This window comes from Methylobacterium sp. Leaf361 (genome assembly GCF_001424445.1).
GTDB lineage: Bacteria > Pseudomonadota > Alphaproteobacteria > Rhizobiales > Beijerinckiaceae > Methylobacterium.
The window spans coordinates 549,553-569,332 of record NZ_LMPY01000001.1 but is presented as its reverse complement, the minus strand read 5'-3'; the positions used below and the strand labels follow the sequence as shown (position 1 = coordinate 569,332).

Genomic DNA, 19,780 nt, shown 5'->3' with positions numbered 1-19,780 from the left:
GAAGGCGAGGCCGTCGCGCGGCGGGGTGAGCCCGCAGGCATTGGCCACCGCGGCCATCTCGGTGAGRTTGGCGGAGGCGGCCTCGACCTGCCGGGTGCCGGCCGCGGTCTGCTGGCTGGCCTGGCGGATGTTCTGCAGCGCCCCCATCACCTGCTCGATGCCCAGCTGCTGCTGGTTGGTCGAGGCCACGATCTGCTGGAACGTCTGCACGTTCTCCTCCACCCGCGCGGTGATCTCCTCGATCGTGCGCTGCGTCGTGTCCGAGCGCGTCTTGCCCGCCGCCGCGCGCTTGACCGCCTCCTCGGTCAGCATCACCGACGTGTTGATGCCCCGCTGGATCTCGCCCAGGATCCCCCGCACCTGCCCCGTGGCCGCCTTGGCCTGGTCGGCCAGGAGCTTCATCTCCGAGGCCACCACCGAAAAGCTGCGCCCGCTCTCGCCGGCCGCGGCCGCCTCGATGGCGGCGTTCAGCGCCAGCAGGTGCGTGCGCTCCGAGATGTCGTTGACCGTCTCGATGATGTCGCCGATCGTCTGGGTCTTCTCCGACAGGCTGACGATGTTGCCGGCCACCGCCTCCGCCTGCTCGCGGATCGCGTCCATGGCCTTGGCGGTGTCGGACACCGCGCGCAGCCCCTGGCGCGAGGTCTGGGCGGTGGCCTGGGCGGTGGCGATCACCTCGGTSGCGCGCTTGGAGATCTGCGCCCCCGAATGGGTGATCTCGTCSACCGTGGCGGCCGTCTCCTGCACGGCGGCGAACTGCTGCTCGACCGAGGCSGCCTGCTCCTGCGCCGAGGCGCGGATCTCGGCCGCGGCCGCGTTCAGGTCCGCCGTCGCCGCCCGGTTCGTCCGCGCCAAGTCCGACAGACCCGAGACCATCGTGTTCAGCGTCGTGCTCAGACGGCCNGCCGCGGCCGCGTTCAGGTCCGCCGTCGCCGCCCGGTTCGTCCGCGCCAAGTCCGACAGACCCGAGACCATCGTGTTCAGCGTCGTGCTCAGACGGCCTACTTCGCCGCCGGCGCGGACGTCGAGCGTGCTCGACAGGTCGCCCTCGCCGACCCGTCCCACGAAGCCCATCACCGCCACGAGAGGCCTGACGACGAGGCGGTTGATGGCGACCCCGATGCCCAGGCAGATCAGCAGCGTGATCAGCGTTCCGCCCCAGAGGGCGAGGCCCTCGTTGCGCTCGCTCCGCGCGACGCGCTCGGCCAGCGCGGCCCGAACCGCTCCTTCGAGACCCTCGATGGCCGCGAGCTTCTCGCGGAAGGTGTCGAACAGCCGCTTGCCCTGACCGTCCGCCTCGATCTTGACCGCCTCGTCCCGCTTTGCCGGATCGGCCGCGATTCGCACGACGACCTCGCCGACCTCGGTCTGCCAGCTGCGGGCCGCGGCCACCGCGTCTGCCAAGAGGCGCGTCCGCTCGGGATCGTGGCCGATCAGGGTCCTGAGCCTGTCGATCGCCTCGTCCAGTGTCTGGCGCCCCGTGCGGTAGGGCTCCAGGCTGCCGTCGCGGCCCGTGATCAGGTAGCCGCGCAGTCCGGTCTCCTGATTGAGCATGGCCGCGCGGAAGCCGTCGAGGGCGCGGATCAGCTGGTTGGACCGGCTCCGGGCATCGGTCGCGTCCCGTAGCTGATCGGCCGTGATCAGGACCGCGCCGCTGGTCAGGACCGACACCAGGGCGATGACACCGATCGCACCGCCCAGGATGCGGTTGAGGCCCAGCGTTTGCGGCATCGTCTGCTTCATCCTACGCGGCCCCGCTGACGGCTCTGGCTGAGCCGCGACCAAGGGCGCGCTCGCCTCTTAGCGCCGCCGCCCGGCGGATGCGAGCCGCAGCACCGGGTACCGGCGCCATATTTACGAGTTGTAAACCGACGAGCGACTTGTACTTGTGCAAGCGAGCGATTGTGTATGCATCTAAATAGCGAGAGCCGCAGTTTTCGATCGTAAAGGTTTCTCAGAGGGCGTTTGCGTCGCGCGAGATGTTGATTTCTTTCCTGATCGATACCGATCGCAAAGCGGATCCACTCGACGCGAACCTTCGCGCGCGGGCCCGTGTCGAGCAGCTCGACGTCGCGCTCCGCCTGGTTCCCTTCACGATTCTTGTGAGCCTCAGCGTCGTACAGGTCATCGTTTATCTGTTCTGGCAACCGGGCAACCGGGTCTACCTCGCCGGGCTCGAGGCGCTCGTCCTGCCCCTGGCGGTGGTCTCGCTCCAGCAGTGCTGGCGCTGGCGCTCCCGTCCGAAACCCCTCGAAGTGCCGTCCTCATTCGTCCAGGGCGTGGTGCTGGCCGCCCAGGCCTACGGCCTCCTGCTGGCCTCCATCCCGGTCATGCTCTTCGCCGGGGCCGACGCGCACGGGCGGCTCCTGATCGCCTCCAGCATCGCGGGCCTGATCGCGACCGGCATGAGCGCGGCGGTGCTGCCCCGCGTCGCCATCGGCTATTCCGGCCTGATCATCCTCGGCTCGTTCATCGCCCTCGCGACGACCGGGGAGCCCTTCTACATCTACGTCGCGGTTCTGCTGTTCTTCTACGCGATCTTCATCTGCTTCACGATCGTGCATCTCAGCCGGCTGTTGACGATGCGGGTCATCGCGCAGATCGAGCTGGAACGGCAGCAGGAATTCACCCACCTCCTGCTCAACGAGTTCGAGGAAAGCGCCAGCGACTGGCTCTGGGAAACGGATGCCGACCTGCGCCTCCAGCACGTCTCGCCGCGCCTGATCGAGGTCGCCGGCTCCTCCGAGCGCCAGCTGATGGGCCTGCCCCTGGAGCGGCTGCTGCTGCCGCCGGTGGCGCCGCCCAGGAGCCACTCGAGCACCACCCTGTGGGGCTGCATCGCCGAGCGGCGCGCCTTCCGGAACCTGCACCTGCAGCTCGACATCGCCGGCGAGCGGCGGACGTGGTGCCTCAGCGGCAAGCCGACCTTCAACCGGGCCGGCGCGTTCTCGGGCTATCGCGGCGTTGGCTCGGACGTGACCGAGAAGCGGCGCTCCGAGGAGCGGCTGTCGTATCTCGCCCTGCACGATTCCCTGACCGATCTGCCCAACCGGGTCCTGTTCCATCAGCTCCAGGAAACGGCGCGGGAACGGCTCGCGCAGGGGGACCGGTTCGCCGTGCTCGCCCTCGACCTCGACGAGTTCAAGAGCGTCAACGACACCTTCGGCCACGCGGCCGGCGACAGGCTCCTAAAATCGGTCGCCGAGCGGCTGCGAAGCTTCGAGGCGTCCGACGTCCAGCTCGCCCGTCTGGCGGGCGACGAATTCGCGGTCCTCGCGACCGGACGGAGCGCCCGTGACCTGCACGGCATCGAGTCGCTCGCGAACGGCATCGTCGAGGCGCTCGCGTCGCCGTTCACCATCGACGGCATCCGGCTGACCGTCAGCGTCAGCATCGGGATCGCGATCGCCCCGCAGGACGGGTGCCAGGAGATCATGCGGCGGGCCGACCTCGCCCTCTACCGCATGAAGAGCGAGGGCCGGAACGGCTACAGATTCTACGAAGCGGAGATGGATGAGCGGATCGAGGCGCGGCGCGCCCTGACGGCCGACCTGCGGGGCGCCCTCGATCGGGATGAGTTCGTCCTCTACTTCCAGCCGATCGTGGCGGCCAAGGAGTGCCGCGTGCGCGGCTTCGAGGCGCTGATCCGGTGGAAGCATCCGGTGCGCGGCTTCGTCTCACCCGGCGAGTTCATCCCGCTCGCCGAGGAGACCGGGGTGATCATACCGCTGGGCGAGTGGATCCTCCGTGAGGCCTGTCGGATCGCGGCGGGCTGGCCGGGGGATGTCCGCATCGCCGTCAACCTGTCCCCGCGGCAGTTCCGGCACTCGGACCTGACGCAACTCGTCCGCTCCGCGCTGCGCACGACCGGGCTCGCCGCCCCGCGCCTGGAGCTCGAGGTGACCGAATCGGTGTTCCTGGAGGCCACGCCGGCGATCAACGCCACGCTCGCCAAGCTCCGCGAGATGGGCGTGCGGCTGTCCCTCGACGATTTCGGGACCGGCTACTCGAGCCTGAGCTACCTGCGCCGGATCGCCTTCGACAAGATCAAGATCGACCAGAGCTTCGTCCGCGACCTGCCGCAGGAGCGGAGCGCTGCGGCGATCGTGAACGCGATCATCGACATGGCGACGAGCCTCGACATGACGATCACCGCGGAGGGCGTCGAGACGGACGCCCAGCGCGCCTGCCTGCTGGAGCAGGGGTGCCACGAGTTCCAGGGCTACCTGTTCAGCAAGCCGCTGCCGGCCGAGCAGGCCGCCGCGCTGGCGCGCAGCCGTCAACTCCTCCCGGCGGCGGTTCAGGCGGCGTGAGGCGCGGTCAGACGCCGAGCGGCGCGACGCCGGTCGTGCCGCTCCCGCCCGCGACGGCGTGCGGGGACGTCTTCGGCCAGTAGGGCAGGAAGCCCTCGATGATCGCCCGCGGAATATCGAGCGGGCGATAGTGGACGGTGTCCACGAACATCAGCGACTGCTCGCCCCGGCCGAGGAGGCCGTTGACCTCGCTGTGGATCTCGTGCGCCAGGGTCACGAACTTCCTGTTGTGGCTCGCGATCGAGATGCGGACGGTGACCGGCTCGAACTCCATCGCCTCCCGGCGGAAGTCATGCTGGAAGGACTTCGTCAGGATGTAGAAGTCCGTCGATTTCAGGTCGAAATCCGGCATGCAGATGTTGAAGAACAGCTCGCGGGCCTTGCCCACCCAGCGCACGTAATTGGCGAAGTAGACGTTCCCGACCGAGTTGGTGTCGTCGTAGGTCGGGATGAGGCGCAGGACGAACCAGTGCCCGTCGAACCCGTGCGACGCGACGGCGTCGGTCTGGTCCACCGCCACGGGCACCGGCGCCGCCCGCGGCGCCCGCTCCGCCGCCGGGATCAGCTCCGCGACCGGCGGCGGCGCGCGCCAGCCGAGGACCTCGGCGATCATCGGGAGTGCGCCGATCAGGCCGATCAGCGGCGCGATGGCCAGAAGCGCCCAGCTCGGGGCCAGATAGCCCGTCACGAAGATCAGGCACGCCGTCGCTCCGATCATGGAGGTGAGAACCGGGTCGTAGCGGCGGGTCGCGCCGAGCGTCTCGCACACGAGACACGCCGCCGCCCCGACGAGGAGCGTGGCGAAGGGCATCATCAGGTAGAGGAGCGAGAGGTTCGCCCAGATCGCCGCCGCCGCTGTGGCGAGCGCGGCACCGAGGATCCAGACCGGCGACGCCACGAGGCCGGCCGGCACGAAGGCGAGGAGCGGGGAATTGCTGCGGGCCGTGACCGAGATTCCGAGCCAGCGCGTGGCGCTGTAGAAGCTGTCGATCGTGGTCGCGGCGGCGATCGCCGTCCAGATCACGAAGGCCACCGCGACGCCGGTCGCGGGTTCGCGCCCGATCGCCTGCGCAACGGCCGCGTAGGCTCCCGACAGGCCGTCGGACGAGACGACCGGCATGCCGAGCCCCGCCCGCGCGGCGATGAGCGCGTTGATCGTCAGGAGACCGAGGAAGAGGAGCGCGCCGGTCACGTAGGCCGCGCGCACCGACCCGCCCGAGCGCCGGATCTCGACCGCCCGCTGCCACTGCTGGATGTCCATCCAGGGGCCGAGCAGGAAGCCGACCAGCGAGGGGACGACGAGCCCGTAGAAGCGCTCGTCGAAGGCCTGCAGCGGGACATCCCAGCCGTCCCGGTGCGCGGACACACCGCCGAGCAGGATCACGCTCGCGGCGAGCCCGACCGCCAGCGCCCCGCAATGGACGATGCGGATCCCGCGCAGCGGGACGGCGTGGCCGAGCGAGCAGGCGACGAGGACCAATGCGATCACGCCCACGGCGGCGTCGTGGCCGAACAGGGGAAGCCACGCGTAGGCCGCGAAGCCGAAGATCGTGATCGCGACGGCGAAGAACTGGGCCCCCATGAACAGGAGCGCGTAGGGGCCCTGCACGGCGGCCACGATCGCGTCGAGATTCCGACGGGGCGCGCCGAGCATCCAGCCGAACAGGCCGAGACCGATCGCGTTCGGCAAGGCGAAGGCAAGAAACCCGAGCCAGCCGTATGTCAGCGTGACATGGATCGCGTAGAAAAACCCGAGCCCCCAGAACCACGACAAAGCAATCGTGGGTGCCCAGGCCGCGGAGCGGATGAACTGGGAAGGCATTGTGGCTTCAAGCGCTCCGGACCTTAAGCTGCAATAGCGTATCAGATTCGTTTCGGGAATATGGCGAACCCAAAAGAAGGCGGATACAAGAAATTCAGTGAGGGAAAAGCATCGGGCTGCTCCGCCACGGCCGGCGATCCGAGGGGCGCGCGTGTCCTACAGGCACCCGCCATGGCGCCGAGGCCCGGGTGATCCGCCTAGTCGGCGAGCGTCTTCCGACCGTCGCGGACCAGATCGACGAAGTTGCAGACCAGGGCGGCTTTCGCGGGCGACCACAGCGCGAAGACGTCGGCGCGGATGCGGGGTCCCTCGAGCGGCCTGTAGACCACGTCGGCATGCGCCAGCCGGGCGACGTATTCCGGGATGATGGCGATGCCCAGGCCGGATGCGACGAGGCTCGTCAATGAGGCCGCCTCGACGGCCTGATGGGTGATGGTGGGGACGAACCCGGACTCGACGCAGCAATCCCAGAGATACTTGGCGAACAGCGAATCGGACATCCGGAGGAACACGAACCGCTCGTCGCGCAGGTCGGCGAGCCGGAGGCTGCCCCCCGCGAGACGGTGCCCCCTGGGAAGGACGACCTGCACGGTCTCGCTCCACGCGCGGACCCGGACCAGATCGGCATCCTGCGGCGGGGCTCGCAGGAAGCTGACGTCGGTCTGCCCCGCCTTCAGCATCGCGATCTGGCGATCCGGCGACATCTCGTGGATTCGGAGATCCACCGCGGGATAGACCTGCGCGAAATCCCGGATCGCGTGCCCGAGCGGCCCCGCGAGCATCGAGCCCGTCAGGCCGACATTGATGATGCCGGCGGTGCCCCCGCCGATCGCCCGGGCGCGCTCGACGGCCTCGGCGGCCCGCTCCAGGAGCCCGATCGCCTGAACGTGAAAGTCGTGACCGGCCCGCGTCAGCGCCACGCGCCGGGTCGTCCGCTCGAAGAGAGCCGTCCCGATCTCCGCCTCCAGATCGCGGATCTGCTGGCTGAGCGGCGGCTGCGCGACACCGAGGCTGTCCGCGGCGGCGGTGAAGCTCAGGTGCTTCGCCACGGCGACGAAGTAGCGGAGATGGCGCAGTTCCATGGGCGGATTAAAACTCTGAGCATTTCAAACTAAATGAAATAGATATTTGACGTCTAGATCGTTCGGCACGATTTTGCCGCCGGGAAGGCCGAGCAGGCATCGCTTTGCACAATGCCGCCGCGCCGCGCGGTCGGGTTCGACCGGACCCGCCCATGAGAGGTGGGACGATCGCGGTCGGGTCGGGGCGAGCCTTCCGAGGGAGATCGCGATGAAGCGCTTGTACGGGTCGCTGTTCGGGCAGGTTGTGGCCGCCCTGATGATCGGCATCCTCGTCGGCCGGCTCTGGCCCGACTTCGCCGTCACCCTCAAGCCGCTGGGCGACGTCTTCATCAAGCTCATCAAGATGGTGGTCGCGCCGCTGGTCTTCGGCGTCGTCGTGCACGGCATCGTCGGCGCGGGCGACCTCCGGAAGGTCGGTCGCGTCGGGCTCAAGTCCCTGATCTACTTCGAGGTGGTGACGACCATCGCGCTCGCGCTGGGGCTCGTCCTCGCCTACGTCTTCGCGCCCGGTCACGGCATGAACGTCGATGTGGCGACCCTCGATGCCAAGTCGCTCACCAGCTACACCGACCGGGTCGGGCAGGTGACGGGCACCGTCGACTTCCTGATGAAGATCGTGCCGACGACCTTCGTCGACGCCTTCGCCAAGGGCGACATCCTCCAGGTCCTGCTCCTCGCGATCCTGTTCGGCGCCGGGCTCTCGCTCCTCGGCGAGCGCGGCAAGCCCCTGGCCGACAGCCTGGAGCGCATCACCGAGGTCCTGTTCCGGATCATCGGCTTCATCGTGCGGCTGGCGCCGCTCGGTGTGCTGGGCGCGGTCGCCTTCACGGTCGGGAAGTACGGCGTCGGGTCCCTGAAGCAACTCAGCATGCTGGTGATGCTCTTCTACGCCGGCGTCGCGCTCTTCGTGGTCGTGGTGCTCGGCAGCATCATGCGGCTCGCGGGATTCAGCCTCTTCAAGCTGCTCGCCTACCTGCGCGAAGAGTTGACGGTGGTCGCCGGCACCGCCTCGTCGGACTGCGTGCTGCCGCAGGTCATGCGCAAGCTGGAGCGGCTCGGCATCAAGGAATCTACCGTCGGCCTCGTGATCCCGACCGGCTACTCCTTCCACCTCGACGCCTTCTCGCTCTACCTGACCCTCGCCACCGTGTTCATCGCCCAGGCGACCAACACGGACCTGTCCTTCGGCCACCTGATGCTGATCCTCGGCATCGCGCTCCTGACCTCCAAGGGCGCCCACGGCGTGCCCGGCTCGGCGATCGTCGTCCTCGCCGCCACGCTGTCGGCGGTGCCGGAGATCCCGGTGATCGGGCTGGTCCTCGTCCTATCGGTCGACTGGTTCGTCGGCATCGCCCGCGCCCTCGGGAACCTGATCGGCAACTGTGTCGCGACCGTCGTCATCGCCGCCTGGGAGGGCGACATCGACCGAGTGCGGGCCAACCGCGTCCTGAACGGCGAGGACACGACCGACACGGCGGAGATCCTCGAGGCACCCGTCGCCGAGCCGCGCACCGCGTGACCAGCTCCCCGACAGACGTTTACAGCTTGAAGTCGAATTCTGGAGACCGACCATGAGCGCTGGAGCCTACAACCCCCCGTGCGGTGGCCTACCCGGCCAGACGCGGCTGATGACCGGCCGCGCGGTGTTCACCGAGGCCTACGCGGTGATCCCCCACGGCGTCATGAGCGACATCGTCACCAGCCTCCTGCCGGGCTGGGACAGGACCCAGGCCTGGATCGTAGCCCGGCCGCTCTCGGGCTTCGCCGAGACCTTCGCCCAGTACCTCATGGAGGTCGCCCCCGGCGGCGGCAGCCAGGCCCCCGAGCCGGAGCCGCAGGCCCAGGGCGTCCTGTTCGTGGTCGCCGGCACGGCCAGCCTCACCCTGGAGGGCGCGCGCCACGCCCTGCGGCCGGGCAGCTACGCCTACCTCGCTCCCGGGGCAGCCTGGGCCCTGCGCAACGACGGCAACGCGCCCGCGCGCTTCCACTGGATCCGCAAGGCCTACCAGCCCGCCGCCGGCCTCGACGCGCCGACGTCCTTCGTCACGCACGAATCGGCGGTCGAGCCGGCCGGCATGGTCGGCACCGACGGCGCCTGGGCGACGACCCGCTTCGTCGCCTCCGACGACCTGCGCCACGACATGCACGTCAACATCGTCAGCATGCGCCCGGGCGCCTCGATCCCATTCGAGGAGACCCACGTCATGGAGCACGGACTGTTCGTGCTGGAGGGCAAGGCGGTCTACCGGCTCAACCGCGACTGGGTCGAGGTCGAGGCGGGCGACTTCATGTGGCTGCGCGCCTTCTGCCCCCAGGCCTGCTACGCGGGCGGGCCGGGCCCGTTCCGGTACCTGCTGTACAAGGACGTCAACCGCCACCCGGCGCTGGCGCCGCGCGGGCTCGGCCGGTGAGCGCGGGCGCCCGCACGGTCGTCGCCCGGCCGCTGACGGCCGAGGCGTTCGCGCCGTTCGGCACGGTGATCGACGCCGCCGCGGTGGCGCCGCGGCCGATGAACGGCGGGATGGCGCGGCGCTTCCACGATCTGGCGGCGGTCGAGGTCGTGGGCGAGGAGTCGCGGGTGGTGATCGGGCTGGTCGAGGCGCAGCCCTACCCGGTGCCGCTGCGGCTCGGCCTAGTCGAGCGGCACCCGCTGGGCGCGCAGGCGTTCCTGCCGCTGAGCGCGGCGCCGTTCTTGGTGGTGGTCTGCCCGGACGCGGAGGGCCGTCCCGGCCCGCCCCAGGCCTTCGTGACGGCGCCGGAGCAGGGGGTCTGCTACGCGCGCAACACGTGGCACGGGGTGCTGACGCCCTACGGCCAGCCGCAGGACTTCGTCGTGGTCGACCGCGGCGGCCCGGGCGTGAACCTCGAGGAACACACCTTCGAGGAACCCTGGACGGTGCATCTGCCCGGCCGGGACTGACACGGGCCGCGCCGTTGCCGCGTCGCCACGGTCTCGCGCGGAGGGGGCCGCCTCAGGCCGCCCCGTATCAGCGGCGGCCGGATGCAATCATTCCCGGGGACGCGGCCGCGAAAGTCCGTTGACTGGCACCGGTCAGCGGCTATCGAGGCCGCAATCAGGAGTCCGCACCAACGCGGACCCGAGGAAACGCCGGGCCCCGCGCCCGCACCGGAAAGGCCGCCATGTCCCCGTACCGCACGCCCCTGTCCCGCCGCCGATTCCTGGCGACCGGCTCGACGGCCCTCATCGCCGGTACCGTGGCGGCACCGCACGTGGCGCGGGCGCAGAAGGCGGAATTCACGTACAAGTACGCCAACAACCTGCCCGACACGCATCCGATGAATATCCGCGCCCGCGAGATGGCGGAGGCGCTGCGCACGGAGACCGGCGGCCGGTTCGACCTCAAGATCTTCCCGACGAGCCAGCTCGGCTCCGACACCGACACGCTCAGCCAGCTGCGCTCGGGCAGCGTCGAGTTCTTCACGATGTCGCCGCTGATCCTCTCGACGTTGGTGCCGAACGCGTCGATCAACGGTATCGGCTACGCCTTCCCGAGCTACGACGCCGTCTGGCCGGCCATGGACGGCGAGCTCGGCGCTTGGGTCCGCCAGCAGATCGCCAAGGCCGGCCTCGTCGCCATGGAGAAGATCTGGGACAACGGCTACCGCCAGACCACCTCGTCGACCAAGCCGATCGCCACGCCCGACGACTTCAAGGGCTTCCGGATCCGCGTCCCGGTCTCGCCGCTCTGGACCTCGATGTTCAAGGCTTTCGACGCCGCCCCCGCGTCGATCAACCTGAACGAGACCTACTCGGCCCTGCAGACCAAGATCGTCGAGGGCCAGGAGAACCCGCTGGCGGTGATCTCCACGACGAAGTTCTACGAGGTGCAGAAGTACTGCTCGCTCACCAACCACATGTGGGACGGGTACTGGTTCCTGGCGAACCGCCGCGCCTGGGAGCGCCTGCCGGCGGACCTGCGCGAGACGGTGGCCCGCCACATCAACGCCGCCAGCATGAAGGAGCGGGCGGACGTCGCCCAGCTCAACGCAAACCTGCAGGCGGACCTGTCGAAGAACGGGATGGTCTTCAACAAGCCCGACCCGGAGCCGTTCCGCGACAAGCTGCGCAAGGCCGGTTTCTACGCCGAGTGGAAGGGCCGGTACGGCGACGAGGGCTGGTCGCTGCTCGAGAAGGCCTGCGGGAAGCTCACCTGATGAGCGCCGCGGGGGCGCCGCGCGGCGGGGTCGCGCCGTGCTCCCGGCGGGTGATGAATCTCGCCCATTTCCTGCGCCGCGCCGCGCGCCGGTTTCCGGACGCGGTGGGGCTCGCCTGGGGCGAGCGGCGCTGGACCTGGGCCGAGCTCGACGCCAGGGTCGACGCGATGGCGGCGGCGCTCGCCGCCCGTGGCGTGACCAAGGGTGATCGCGTCCTGGTCCAGGCGCGCAACAGCAACCAGCTGTTCGAGTCGATGTTCGTCTGCTTCCGGCTCGGCGCCGTCTGGGTGCCGGCCAATTTCCGGCAGACGCCCGCGGAGATCGCCTATCTTGCCCGTGCCAGCGGCGCCTCGACGCTGATCTGCGGCGCGGGTTTCCCGGAGCACGCCGCCGCGGTGCGCGAGGCCTGCCCGGATCTGGACCGCATCGTGGCGATCGGCGACGCGGCCTTCGGGGCCGGCTACGACGCGCTCGTCGCCGACCATCTGGGCGCGGCCGCGCCCGTTGCCGATGTCGAGCACGACGATCCGTGCTGGTTCTTCTTCACCTCCGGCACGACGGGCCGCCCCAAGGCGGCGGTCCTGACCCACGGCCAGATGGCCTTCGTCATCACCAATCACCTCTGCGACCTGATGCCGGGCACGACGGAGGCCGACGCGTCCCTGGTCGTGGCGCCGCTCTCGCACGGCGCCGGCATCCACCAGCTCGCGCAGGTCGCGGCCGGCACCAAGACGGTGCTGACCGCCGGCGAGCGGCTCGATCCCGAGGAGGTTTGGGCCCTCGTGGAGGCGTGGCGCGTCACGAACCTCTTCACCGTGCCGACCATCGTCAAGCTGCTGACCGAGCACCCCGCGGTGTCGACGCACGACCATTCCAGCCTGCGCCACGTCATCTACGCGGGCGCGCCGATGTACCGGGCGGACCAGCAGCACGCGCTGCGGGTGCTCGGGCCGGTGCTGGTGCAATACTTCGGCCTCGGCGAGGTGACGGGCAACATCACGGTGCTGCCGCCCCGCCTGCACGCGGCCGAGGACGGGCCGGACGTCAAGGTCGGCACCTGCGGATTCGAGCGCACCGGCATGCAGGTCCAGATCCAGGACATGCAGGGCCGCGAGTGTCCGCCGGGCGTCACCGGCGAGATCTGCGTCTGCGGCCCGGCCGTGTTCGCGGGCTACTACGACAATCCGGAGGCCAACGCGGCGGCGTTCCGCGACGGCTGGTTCCGGACCGGCGATCTCGGCCATCTCGATTCCGAGGGCTTCCTGTTCATCACCGGCCGCGCCTCGGACATGTACATCTCCGGCGGCTCCAACGTGTATCCGCGCGAGATCGAGGAGAAGCTCCTCACGCATCCGGCGATCACCGAGGCCGCGATTCTCGGCGTCCCGGATCCCGCCTGGGGCGAGGTCGGCGTCGCGGTCTGCGTCGCGCGTCCCGGGGCCGCGGTGCAGGAGGGAGAGCTGATCGCGTGGCTGTCCGCGACTGTCGCCCGCTACAAGTTGCCTCGGCGCGTGTTCTTCTGGGAGGCCCTGCCGAAATCCGGCTACGGCAAGGTGACGAAGCGCGCGATCCGCGAGGGACTTGAGGCGCGGGGCGACCTGCCCTTCGACGGGCAGGCGAGGCCGCAAACCCGATAGGGCTGTCGCGATCCCATCCGGTTGATGCGGCGCCCCGTCTTGGCGAGCGGAGCGAAGCAATTTAGTCGGCGCCCCGATCTCAGTGGACGCGCCGCCCTGAATCGCTTCACTTCGCTCTCGAGGACGCCAGCGGTGGAATCGGCCTCCATATGCGGGATGCAGTTTCAGGGAGCCGCGTCGACCTAAGGGGGTCCGATTGGTGGCAGACATTCCGAGCGGAAAGTCGGGGTCGGTCCACATCCCTCCGCGCACATCATGATCTCGTTGCATGACAGCTCCGAGATGCAGACCCTGACATGTCCCCGGAGCTGCGCGCATATTGCAGTGCAGCACGCCGGGCCCCCGCCCGGCCACGACCGGGATCTCGGCACCATGACAACCCTCGCGAATTTCGTCAGCCGGCTCGAGGGTGCAGTGCGGCGCGCCGCGGCCGAACGCTACGCCGAGCAGCGCGAGCGGATCGCGCGGACCGGCGGCGCCGGCATGATCTGATCGCGCGCGGCGCGTCCCCGCGGTAGAGATCGTCAGAGGAAGCCGATCGAGAACCAGGGGACGAGGATGATGGCGAGCAGCCCGACCAGCAGGGCCACGATGTAGCCGACGATCGGGCGCATCCCGGCATCGGGATGGATCCGGCTGATGGCGCAGGCCGCGTAATAGCCGACGCCGAAGGGCGGAGCGAACAGGCCGATGCCCATCGCGAGGATGACCACCATGGCGTAGTGGACCTCGTGCACGCCCACCGCCCGCGCGATCGGGAACAGCAGCGGCCCGAACAGCACGATCGCCGGTATGCCTTCCAGCACCGAGCCCAGGATGATGAAGGCGAAGGCCGAGACGAACAGGAACCCGAGCGCGCCGCCCGGGAGGCTCTTCATCACCTCGGCGAGCGTCTGCGAGAAGCCCGACTGCGTGAGCGCCCAGGCCATCCCGGTGGCCGCGCCGATGATCAGCAGGATCGCCCCCGACAGGGTCGCGGTGGTCACCAGCATCGGGTAGAGCCGCCGCCACTCGAACTGACGGTAGATCAGCAGGCCCGCGAGCGCCGCGTAGACGATACCGATGGTCGAGACCTCGGTGGCGGTGGCGATGCCCTCGACGACCGCGAAGCGGATCACGAAGGGCAGCGCCAGCGCCGGGATCGCCACCAGGAAGGCGCGGCCGATGACGCGGCCGGACGGGCGGGCGACGTGGCTCAGGTCCTCGCGGCGGTAGCGCCACCAGACCAGCGCGCAGAGCGTCGCGGCGAGGACGAGGCCCGGCACCAGGCCGCCGGTGAACAGGGCGGTGATCGACACGCCGGTGACCGAGCCGATGGTGATCAGCACGATCGAGGGCGGGATCGTCTCGGTCTGCGCGCCGGTGGTGGCGAGCAGCGCCACGAGGTCGCCCTCCTTGGCGCCGCGGGCCTTCATCTCGGGGAACAGCACGGGGGCGACGGCGGCCATGTCGGCGGCCTTGGAGCCGGAGATGCCCGAGACGAGGTACATGGCCCCGACCAGCACGTAGTGCAGGCCGCCGCGGACGTGGCCGAGCAGCGAGGCCAGGAAGCCGACCATGGCTTTCGCCATGCCGGTCATCTCGATCAGCAGGCCGAGGAACACGAACAGCGGCACGGCGAGCAGGATGAGGTGGCTCATGCCCTCGTCCATGCGACCGACCACCACCATGGAGGGCGCGTCGGTGGTCAGCGTGATGTAGGCGAAGGTCGACAGGCCGAACGCGAAGGCGATCGGCACGCCGGAGAAGACCAGCGCGCCGACACCGACGACGAAGAACAGCAGCAGGTTGAGGTTGCCGAGGTTGGCGAGCCACGGCTGCAGCGCCAGGAGCGCGGCGGCAACACCGCCTCCCAGGATCAGCGCCCCCGCGGTCAGTTTCCAGTCGGCGGTCTCCAGGAGTCGGGTTAGCGCCACGATCAGCATGAGGCCGAGGCCGATCGGCAGGGCGGCGGCGCGCCACGCGTTGTTCAGCTCCAGCGCCGGCGTCTGCACGAAGGTCTCCTCGCTGGCGAACTCGAAGGCCGGCTCCAGCAGCAGGGCGACGAAGATCAGGCCGGCGACCAGGGCGACCGTCTCCAGGAAGGCGCGCAGGCGCGGGCCGCTCATGGCCACGAAAGCGGTCATGCGCATGTGCTCGGCGCGCCGGAAGGCGACCACGGCGCCGAGCATGGCGAGCCACAGGAACAGGATCGAGGCGAGCTCGTCCGACCAGATGATGGGATCGCGGAACACGTAGCGGCTGACGACACCGGCGAGCAGCACCGCGATCTCGGCCAGGACGAGCAGTGCCGCCGGGATCTCCACGAGGTGGCCGAGCCAGGCATCCACCCGGCGCAGCCAGCCCCGGGCGCGCAGCGGCGGTCCCGAATATTCAATCCCCGCCGTCGACTCGACGGCCGCAACATCGATCTGCATGGCGCCCCTCCGTCGGGGCCGCTCCCGATGCCGCTGGCGGCGGGATCGACCCCACATGCGTCTTCGCGTGTGTCTTGCGGTGCGTCTCGGCGCGCCTTCGTTCTCCGATACCGTTATCCGATCCTGCGGAAAACGCTCCCGGTCAGTTTGCCCGACGCATCCTCACGATGCGACCGCGCCCCGTCGCCGTACTTCGTTTTCCAGTCCTTGTGGAATCTCTGCCGTTCAGCGGCGCGCGAATCCGCGCCAGCAGGTCGGCCGGCTCGCGGATGCGGGCCGCCCGAGCGGGTCGCGGAGCGGCGTGACAGTTTCCGGACCCTGCGGCATCCGCACCGGACCTTCGCCGCGGGGCAGTCCTGAGACGTTGTCGGCGTCGAACGCGTCGGTGATGAGGCGGGCATAGTCCATGCGGGCGGCGAGCCGCACCCCGAAATCCGGATGGGCGCTCAGGAATCGCGCCAGCCGCAGCGCCACGAGGTCGAAGACGCGGTTCGACTCGGCGGAGGCGCGCCCGACATGGTCGCACAACGCCTCTCCGGCAGGGGTCCGCGGGATGCCCTGACCCACCTGCTCGAACAGAAGTACGCCCAGCGTCTCTTCCGTCCTGCGCGATGCCCGACTGACCGCGCTCGGGGGAGAGGTTGAACGGCGGAGAGGGGTACGGACGGCCTTATCCGGAACAGGATAGGCCGCGACCGGTGCCGCTGGGATCGGGCCCGGGCCGGCGATACGCCGGTCGCGGCGCGCCGGGATCAGGCCGACCGGTGGCCGCGGACCCGGACCGGCGCGGCGACCGGGACGATCTTGCCCTGCTGGGCAACCTCGCAGAGGACCGCCACCATCGCGTCGGCCTGCGTCTCGAGGTCGGGCGGCCCGACATCGTCGCGCGTGTTGCGCCACGCGATGAAGATGCAGGCGAGGATGGCCGACGCGCTGGCTGCCAGGGGTGCGATGATCAGCGCGGCGAGGGCGCTCACCGGCGCCAGGATCGTGGCTGTCGCGAGACCGCTGACGATGGCTGCGGCTATCAAGACGATCATCGGAGCCTCGCCCGATCTGCGTGGCCGGATCCCGTGCCCGCCCACCGTCCTAGGATCACGTCACAAAGGTTTACGCTTCGTTAACGGAAAGCTTCCATCCGCTAATTCCGTGGCATCTGTCCCGCCGATTGCTTGACGATCGCCCGTTCAGCGCCCGCGAGGACAGGTCGGGGCGCGGATTCGTGCCCCCGGCTCCGGTCAGCCGGGTCGCGCAACACGACGAGCTGCGCCGTGGCCGGCCCGATCGCGGACGCCGGCACGCCGGTGGCGCCGGACTGTGCGGAGACTGTTCACGCCTTCGTGAGGTTACGCGCTGCAATCCGCTCGCGCAGCGTGTCGACCACATGCCCAGAAATGTTCAAACTGATACGATCGGATCAGGCCTAGTACAGGGCGATCCCTTGCTGCTCAGGGTTGGGCAATGATAGCCCTTGCGCGTCCGGCGTGTAGGAATTCTGTCTCCAATGGCCATCGATGTTCGAGCTGTCGCGCGCCTGCGCGAGATCGCAGCCGTCATTGGCTGTCCGGTCGAGGCCTTCTACGGACCGGATGGCGAGGCCGTCGACCTCGGCATGACGCACGAACTCTTTCACCTCTGGCACGCGATACAGGATCCGAATGCGCGTCAGCGGGTCCTGAACAGCGCGCGGCGTGAGGCTCTCGGCGACGCGGTCCCCGGGACGGCCGCCGAATAGCCGCCGCGCCGTCAGCGTCCCTGTGCGATCCAGCCCAGGACCGTCGCGCAGCGCTCGGCCTGCTCGCGGGTCAATCCCGACGCGACGGCGGCGCCGTTGCGGTAGACCACGAAGGTCCCGTCGTCGGTCGCGCGGATCTTGACCGACGCCATCACTCGGCTCCCGACGTGAGAGCCCGGAGCTGGGAGAGTCCTGCCACGGTGATCTGCCAGACCGCCACCGGACCACCCGGATCCTCGAGCGGGTCGATCCGCCGGAGATGGCCGGTGCTCTCGAGCGCCGTCAGCCGGCTGTGGTCGCCGGGCCAGGACGCGTCCGCCCTCTGACGGATCGTGATCTGGTAATCCCGTGCCTCCGCTGCCTTGTTGAGGAGACGGCGCTGGTGGTTCACTCGCATCGGCACTCCGGCTCAGCTCGGGTCGGTACGCAGTAACTACGGACAGGCTGGCCGATACGGTTAAGCTTGGCAACCCCGCGGTCGCAACGGGCTCTGGATCGTCCTGTTCAGAATGCGTGCGGCGCGAGGGCCGCCTTGCCGCGTGGATTCTCCGCGGCGCTCCCTCGAGCCGGGGCGGTTGCCGGCGCGACGTCGGCTTCGGATGCCGGGCTCCACGATCGCGGGCGCGGACATAGAGAGAGGCCGACCGGGTTGCCCCGGCCGGCCTCTGTCGCTTCGCGGTGCGTGTCGCTTACCGCAGGAGCTGGAGGACGCCCTGCTGGGCGGAGTTGGCCAGCGACAGGGCCGAGATGCCCATCGACTGGCGGGTCGACAGCACGTTGATCAGCTGCTTGGAGAAGTCCTGGCGGTTCTGAACCACCGACAGGTTCGAGCCCAGGGAGCTCGCCGCGGAGGTCAGCGAGTTGCCGGCGCTGGTCAGGGTCGCCAGGGTCTTGTTGACGTCGGCGTTCAGCAGGAAGTTGCCGAGGCCGTTCTGGCTCGACGAGTTGTTCGAGCTGGTGATCGACGACAGGCCCAGGCCGCTCGCCGTGGCGTCGACCGAGGCGACGTTGAGGGTCGAGCTGCCGGTGTCGTTGAACTTGATGTTCAKGTCATTGCCCTTGCCGGCAATGAGGTTGACGCCGTTGTAGCTGGCGTCGCYGGCGAGCTGCGTGATCTGGTTGAGCAGGTTGTTGTACTGGTTGGCCAGCGAGGCGCGCTGCGTCACGCCCGAGATCGACAGGTCGCTGGACACGACGGGGTGCTGGCGGCGGTGCCGTAGGTCGAGGCRGTGGTGGCCGAGGCGGTGAAGCCGAGCGCCGTCTGGCTGCCSGAGTTCTGGAATTCCACGTCCGCCTGGGCGTTCAGGACGATCTTGGTGCCGGTGCTGTCGGCCGAGAAGATCGCGCCGGCGCCGAAGGCACCGCTCGACGCGGTCGAGGCCGAGCTGACCGCGGCGTTGAGGGCGGCCACCGTGGCGCTGATGCTCGAGGAGGCGGCGACCGTGGCCGAGACCGAGCTGCCGTTGATGGTCAGGAGCACGGTCTGGGAGGCGGTGCTGGCGCTGTAGGCGTTGGCGGCGGTGCCGGTGGTGGAGAGCTGGGTCGAGAGCGCCTGGCTGGCGATCGACTTGGCCTGGCTGACCAGCTTCTGGATCGAGGTGATGCCCTGGTTAGCGGCCTGGATCGACTGGATGCCGTTGGAGATGCCGTCGAGGAGCGAGTTCAGGCTCGAGGAGCGACCGTCGAGGGCCTGGGAGGTGAAGAAGTTGGTCGGGTTGTCGAGGGCGGAGTTGACGGTCTTGCCGGTCGCGAGCCGATTCTGGGTGGTCGACATCAGCTGGGCGGTGTCCTGCAGCGAGAGCAGGTTCTGGCGCGTCGCGGCCGACAGGGTGATCGAAGACATGGATCGCTATCTTTCTGACTCAACGCGCCGCTTTTTCGGCGGGCTCATGGACAACGGCGCTCGAGCCGGGCGACGTCGCCGACGATCAGGTCCGAATTGATCAAGCTCGACTCGGAAACAATGCAGAAATTAAATTACCGAAGTGAACAGAAATATAACGACGCGCGTTGCCGGCGACTATACTTTTCATGGAACTGAGACACGTCGAGTCGCCCAAGGGTTGATTCTGAAGTGACGTGCCGCGTCAGGAGAGGGCCGAGGGTTTCCACCGCCATGCGCAGCATCGAGCCCTTCTCGCGCTTGGCCCCATTGTAGCCCGCTCGTTCGCCGCTCTCGGGCGAGGAGCGCGAGGTCCGGCCGTCGAGCATGGTTGCGGTCGGCTCCGGCGCCCGACCCGCGGCGAGGTGCAGCACCGCGCGCGGATCCTCGGCCCGTTGCTCGAAGCAGCCACCTGATAGTCCGCGCTGCGCCTGCCGATACACGGCAAACCAGGGCGGCAGGTCGTGCGGCCTCAGCCGCCACGGGCAGCCGGTCCTGACGATGTGGCGCAGCGCGCTGAACACCTCCCGCAACGCATGCTCGCGCTGACCGGCATCCTCGCGCAGCAGCGTCAGTTCGGGCGCGACCGGCGCCCGCTCCTCATCGGAAACGTCGGACTGATACGGCTCGCGGGCAGGGCTCATCCCCACCCATCCGAGCATCAGCCCCAATCAGGACCCTAACAGCCTGAGAGCGCGTCTGAAGAGCAGAACGCA

General features: G+C 69.2%; 14 protein-coding genes and 4 pseudogenes. 7 read left to right on the top strand and 11 right to left on the bottom strand.

The features are described 5' to 3' along the window. Together ASG32_RS34865 and ASG32_RS34860 are read right to left on the bottom strand one after the other, a co-directional pair. A pseudogene (locus tag ASG32_RS34865) lies at positions 1-903 on the bottom strand (methyl-accepting chemotaxis protein); the annotation flags it as partial. 1 nt (position 904) lies between these two features. Then, positions 905-1,731, bottom strand: an 827-nt coding sequence (locus ASG32_RS34860; RefSeq protein WP_244491772.1) for a CHASE3 domain-containing protein, incomplete at its 3' end; no start/stop codon positions are given. Between the two features lie 371 nt (positions 1,732-2,102). Here ASG32_RS34860 and ASG32_RS02655 point away from each other — a divergent pair. Continuing rightward, positions 2,103-4,313 carry an EAL domain-containing protein gene (locus ASG32_RS02655; protein ID WP_244491771.1) on the top strand — a complete coding sequence of 737 codons (2,211 nt, stop codon included), beginning with the start codon at positions 2,103-2,105 and terminating at the stop codon, positions 4,311-4,313. Between the two features lie 7 nt (positions 4,314-4,320). Here the strand turns inward: ASG32_RS02655 and ASG32_RS02650 are convergent, their stop codons facing one another. Next, entirely contained in the window at positions 4,321-6,135 is a 1,815-nt protein-coding gene (locus tag ASG32_RS02650) for a thioesterase family protein (protein WP_056522170.1), read from the bottom strand. Positions 6,136-6,332: 197 nt separating this feature from the next. Further along, positions 6,333-7,217, bottom strand: a complete 885-nt coding sequence (locus ASG32_RS02645; protein WP_056522168.1) for a LysR family transcriptional regulator — start codon at positions 7,215-7,217, stop codon at positions 6,333-6,335. A gap of 208 nt (positions 7,218-7,425) precedes the next feature. Between ASG32_RS02645 and ASG32_RS02640 the strand changes: the two genes are divergently transcribed. The 5 genes from ASG32_RS02640 (at position 7,426) to ASG32_RS02620 (ending at position 13,030) form a co-directional block, all read left to right on the top strand. Beyond that, positions 7,426-8,736 (top strand): dicarboxylate/amino acid:cation symporter, encoded by a 1,311-nt coding sequence (locus ASG32_RS02640; RefSeq protein WP_056522165.1) that lies wholly within the window; start codon positions 7,426-7,428, stop codon positions 8,734-8,736. Between the two features lie 52 nt (positions 8,737-8,788). Further along, on the top strand, positions 8,789-9,628 hold the full coding sequence (locus ASG32_RS02635) for a bifunctional allantoicase/(S)-ureidoglycine aminohydrolase (protein ID WP_056522164.1): 840 nt from the start codon (positions 8,789-8,791) through the stop codon (positions 9,626-9,628). Further along, positions 9,625-10,137, top strand: a complete 513-nt coding sequence (locus ASG32_RS02630; protein ID WP_056522163.1) for an ureidoglycolate lyase — start codon at positions 9,625-9,627, stop codon at positions 10,135-10,137. The genes ASG32_RS02635 and ASG32_RS02630 overlap by 4 nt, the downstream gene beginning before the upstream one ends. Positions 10,138-10,358: 221 nt before the next feature. Next, on the top strand, positions 10,359-11,393 hold the full coding sequence (locus ASG32_RS02625) for a TRAP transporter substrate-binding protein (protein ID WP_056522162.1): 1,035 nt from the start codon (positions 10,359-10,361) through the stop codon (positions 11,391-11,393). Beyond that, positions 11,393-13,030: an acyl-CoA synthetase gene (locus tag ASG32_RS02620; protein ID WP_056522161.1), complete on the top strand. Its 1,638-nt coding sequence runs from the start codon at positions 11,393-11,395 to the stop codon at positions 13,028-13,030. Before ASG32_RS02625 ends, ASG32_RS02620 begins: the two co-directional genes overlap by 1 nt. Before the next feature lie 524 nt (positions 13,031-13,554). Here ASG32_RS02620 and ASG32_RS02615 read toward each other — a convergent pair. The 3 genes and pseudogenes from ASG32_RS02615 to ASG32_RS02605 all read right to left on the bottom strand — a co-directional run bounded on the left by ASG32_RS02615 (position 13,555) and on the right by ASG32_RS02605 (position 16,487). After that, positions 13,555-15,447 (bottom strand): TRAP transporter large permease subunit, encoded by a 1,893-nt coding sequence (locus tag ASG32_RS02615; protein WP_056522160.1) that lies wholly within the window; start codon positions 15,445-15,447, stop codon positions 13,555-13,557. 250 nt (positions 15,448-15,697) lie between these two features. Then, positions 15,698-16,077, bottom strand: a pseudogene (locus tag ASG32_RS02610) (LysR family transcriptional regulator); the annotation flags it as partial. 122 nt (positions 16,078-16,199) lie between these two features. After that, positions 16,200-16,487, bottom strand: coding sequence for a hypothetical protein (locus ASG32_RS02605; protein ID WP_020093581.1), 288 nt, complete (start codon positions 16,485-16,487; stop codon positions 16,200-16,202). Positions 16,488-16,951: 464 nt separating this feature from the next. On the opposite strand from ASG32_RS02605, the gene ASG32_RS02600 reads away from it, so the two are divergent. Continuing rightward, positions 16,952-17,182, top strand: coding sequence for a hypothetical protein (locus ASG32_RS02600; protein WP_020093582.1), 231 nt, complete (start codon positions 16,952-16,954; stop codon positions 17,180-17,182). Between the two features lie 11 nt (positions 17,183-17,193). Here the strand turns inward: ASG32_RS02600 and ASG32_RS34330 are convergent, their stop codons facing one another. The 4 genes and pseudogenes from ASG32_RS34330 to ASG32_RS02585 all read right to left on the bottom strand — a co-directional run. After that, complete coding sequence (locus tag ASG32_RS34330) at positions 17,194-17,334, bottom strand: hypothetical protein (RefSeq protein ID WP_012319948.1); 141 nt, start codon at positions 17,332-17,334, stop codon at positions 17,194-17,196. Then, on the bottom strand, positions 17,334-17,579 hold the full coding sequence (locus ASG32_RS02595; RefSeq protein ID WP_056522156.1) for a hypothetical protein: 246 nt from the start codon (positions 17,577-17,579) through the stop codon (positions 17,334-17,336). The genes ASG32_RS34330 and ASG32_RS02595 overlap by 1 nt, the downstream gene beginning before the upstream one ends. A gap of 292 nt (positions 17,580-17,871) precedes the next feature. Continuing rightward, a pseudogene (locus ASG32_RS02590) lies at positions 17,872-19,025 on the bottom strand (flagellar protein). Positions 19,026-19,255: 230 nt separating this feature from the next. After that, positions 19,256-19,708 (bottom strand): annotated as a pseudogene (locus ASG32_RS02585) (transposase); the annotation flags it as partial. Positions 19,709-19,780: the final 72 nt, after the last annotated feature.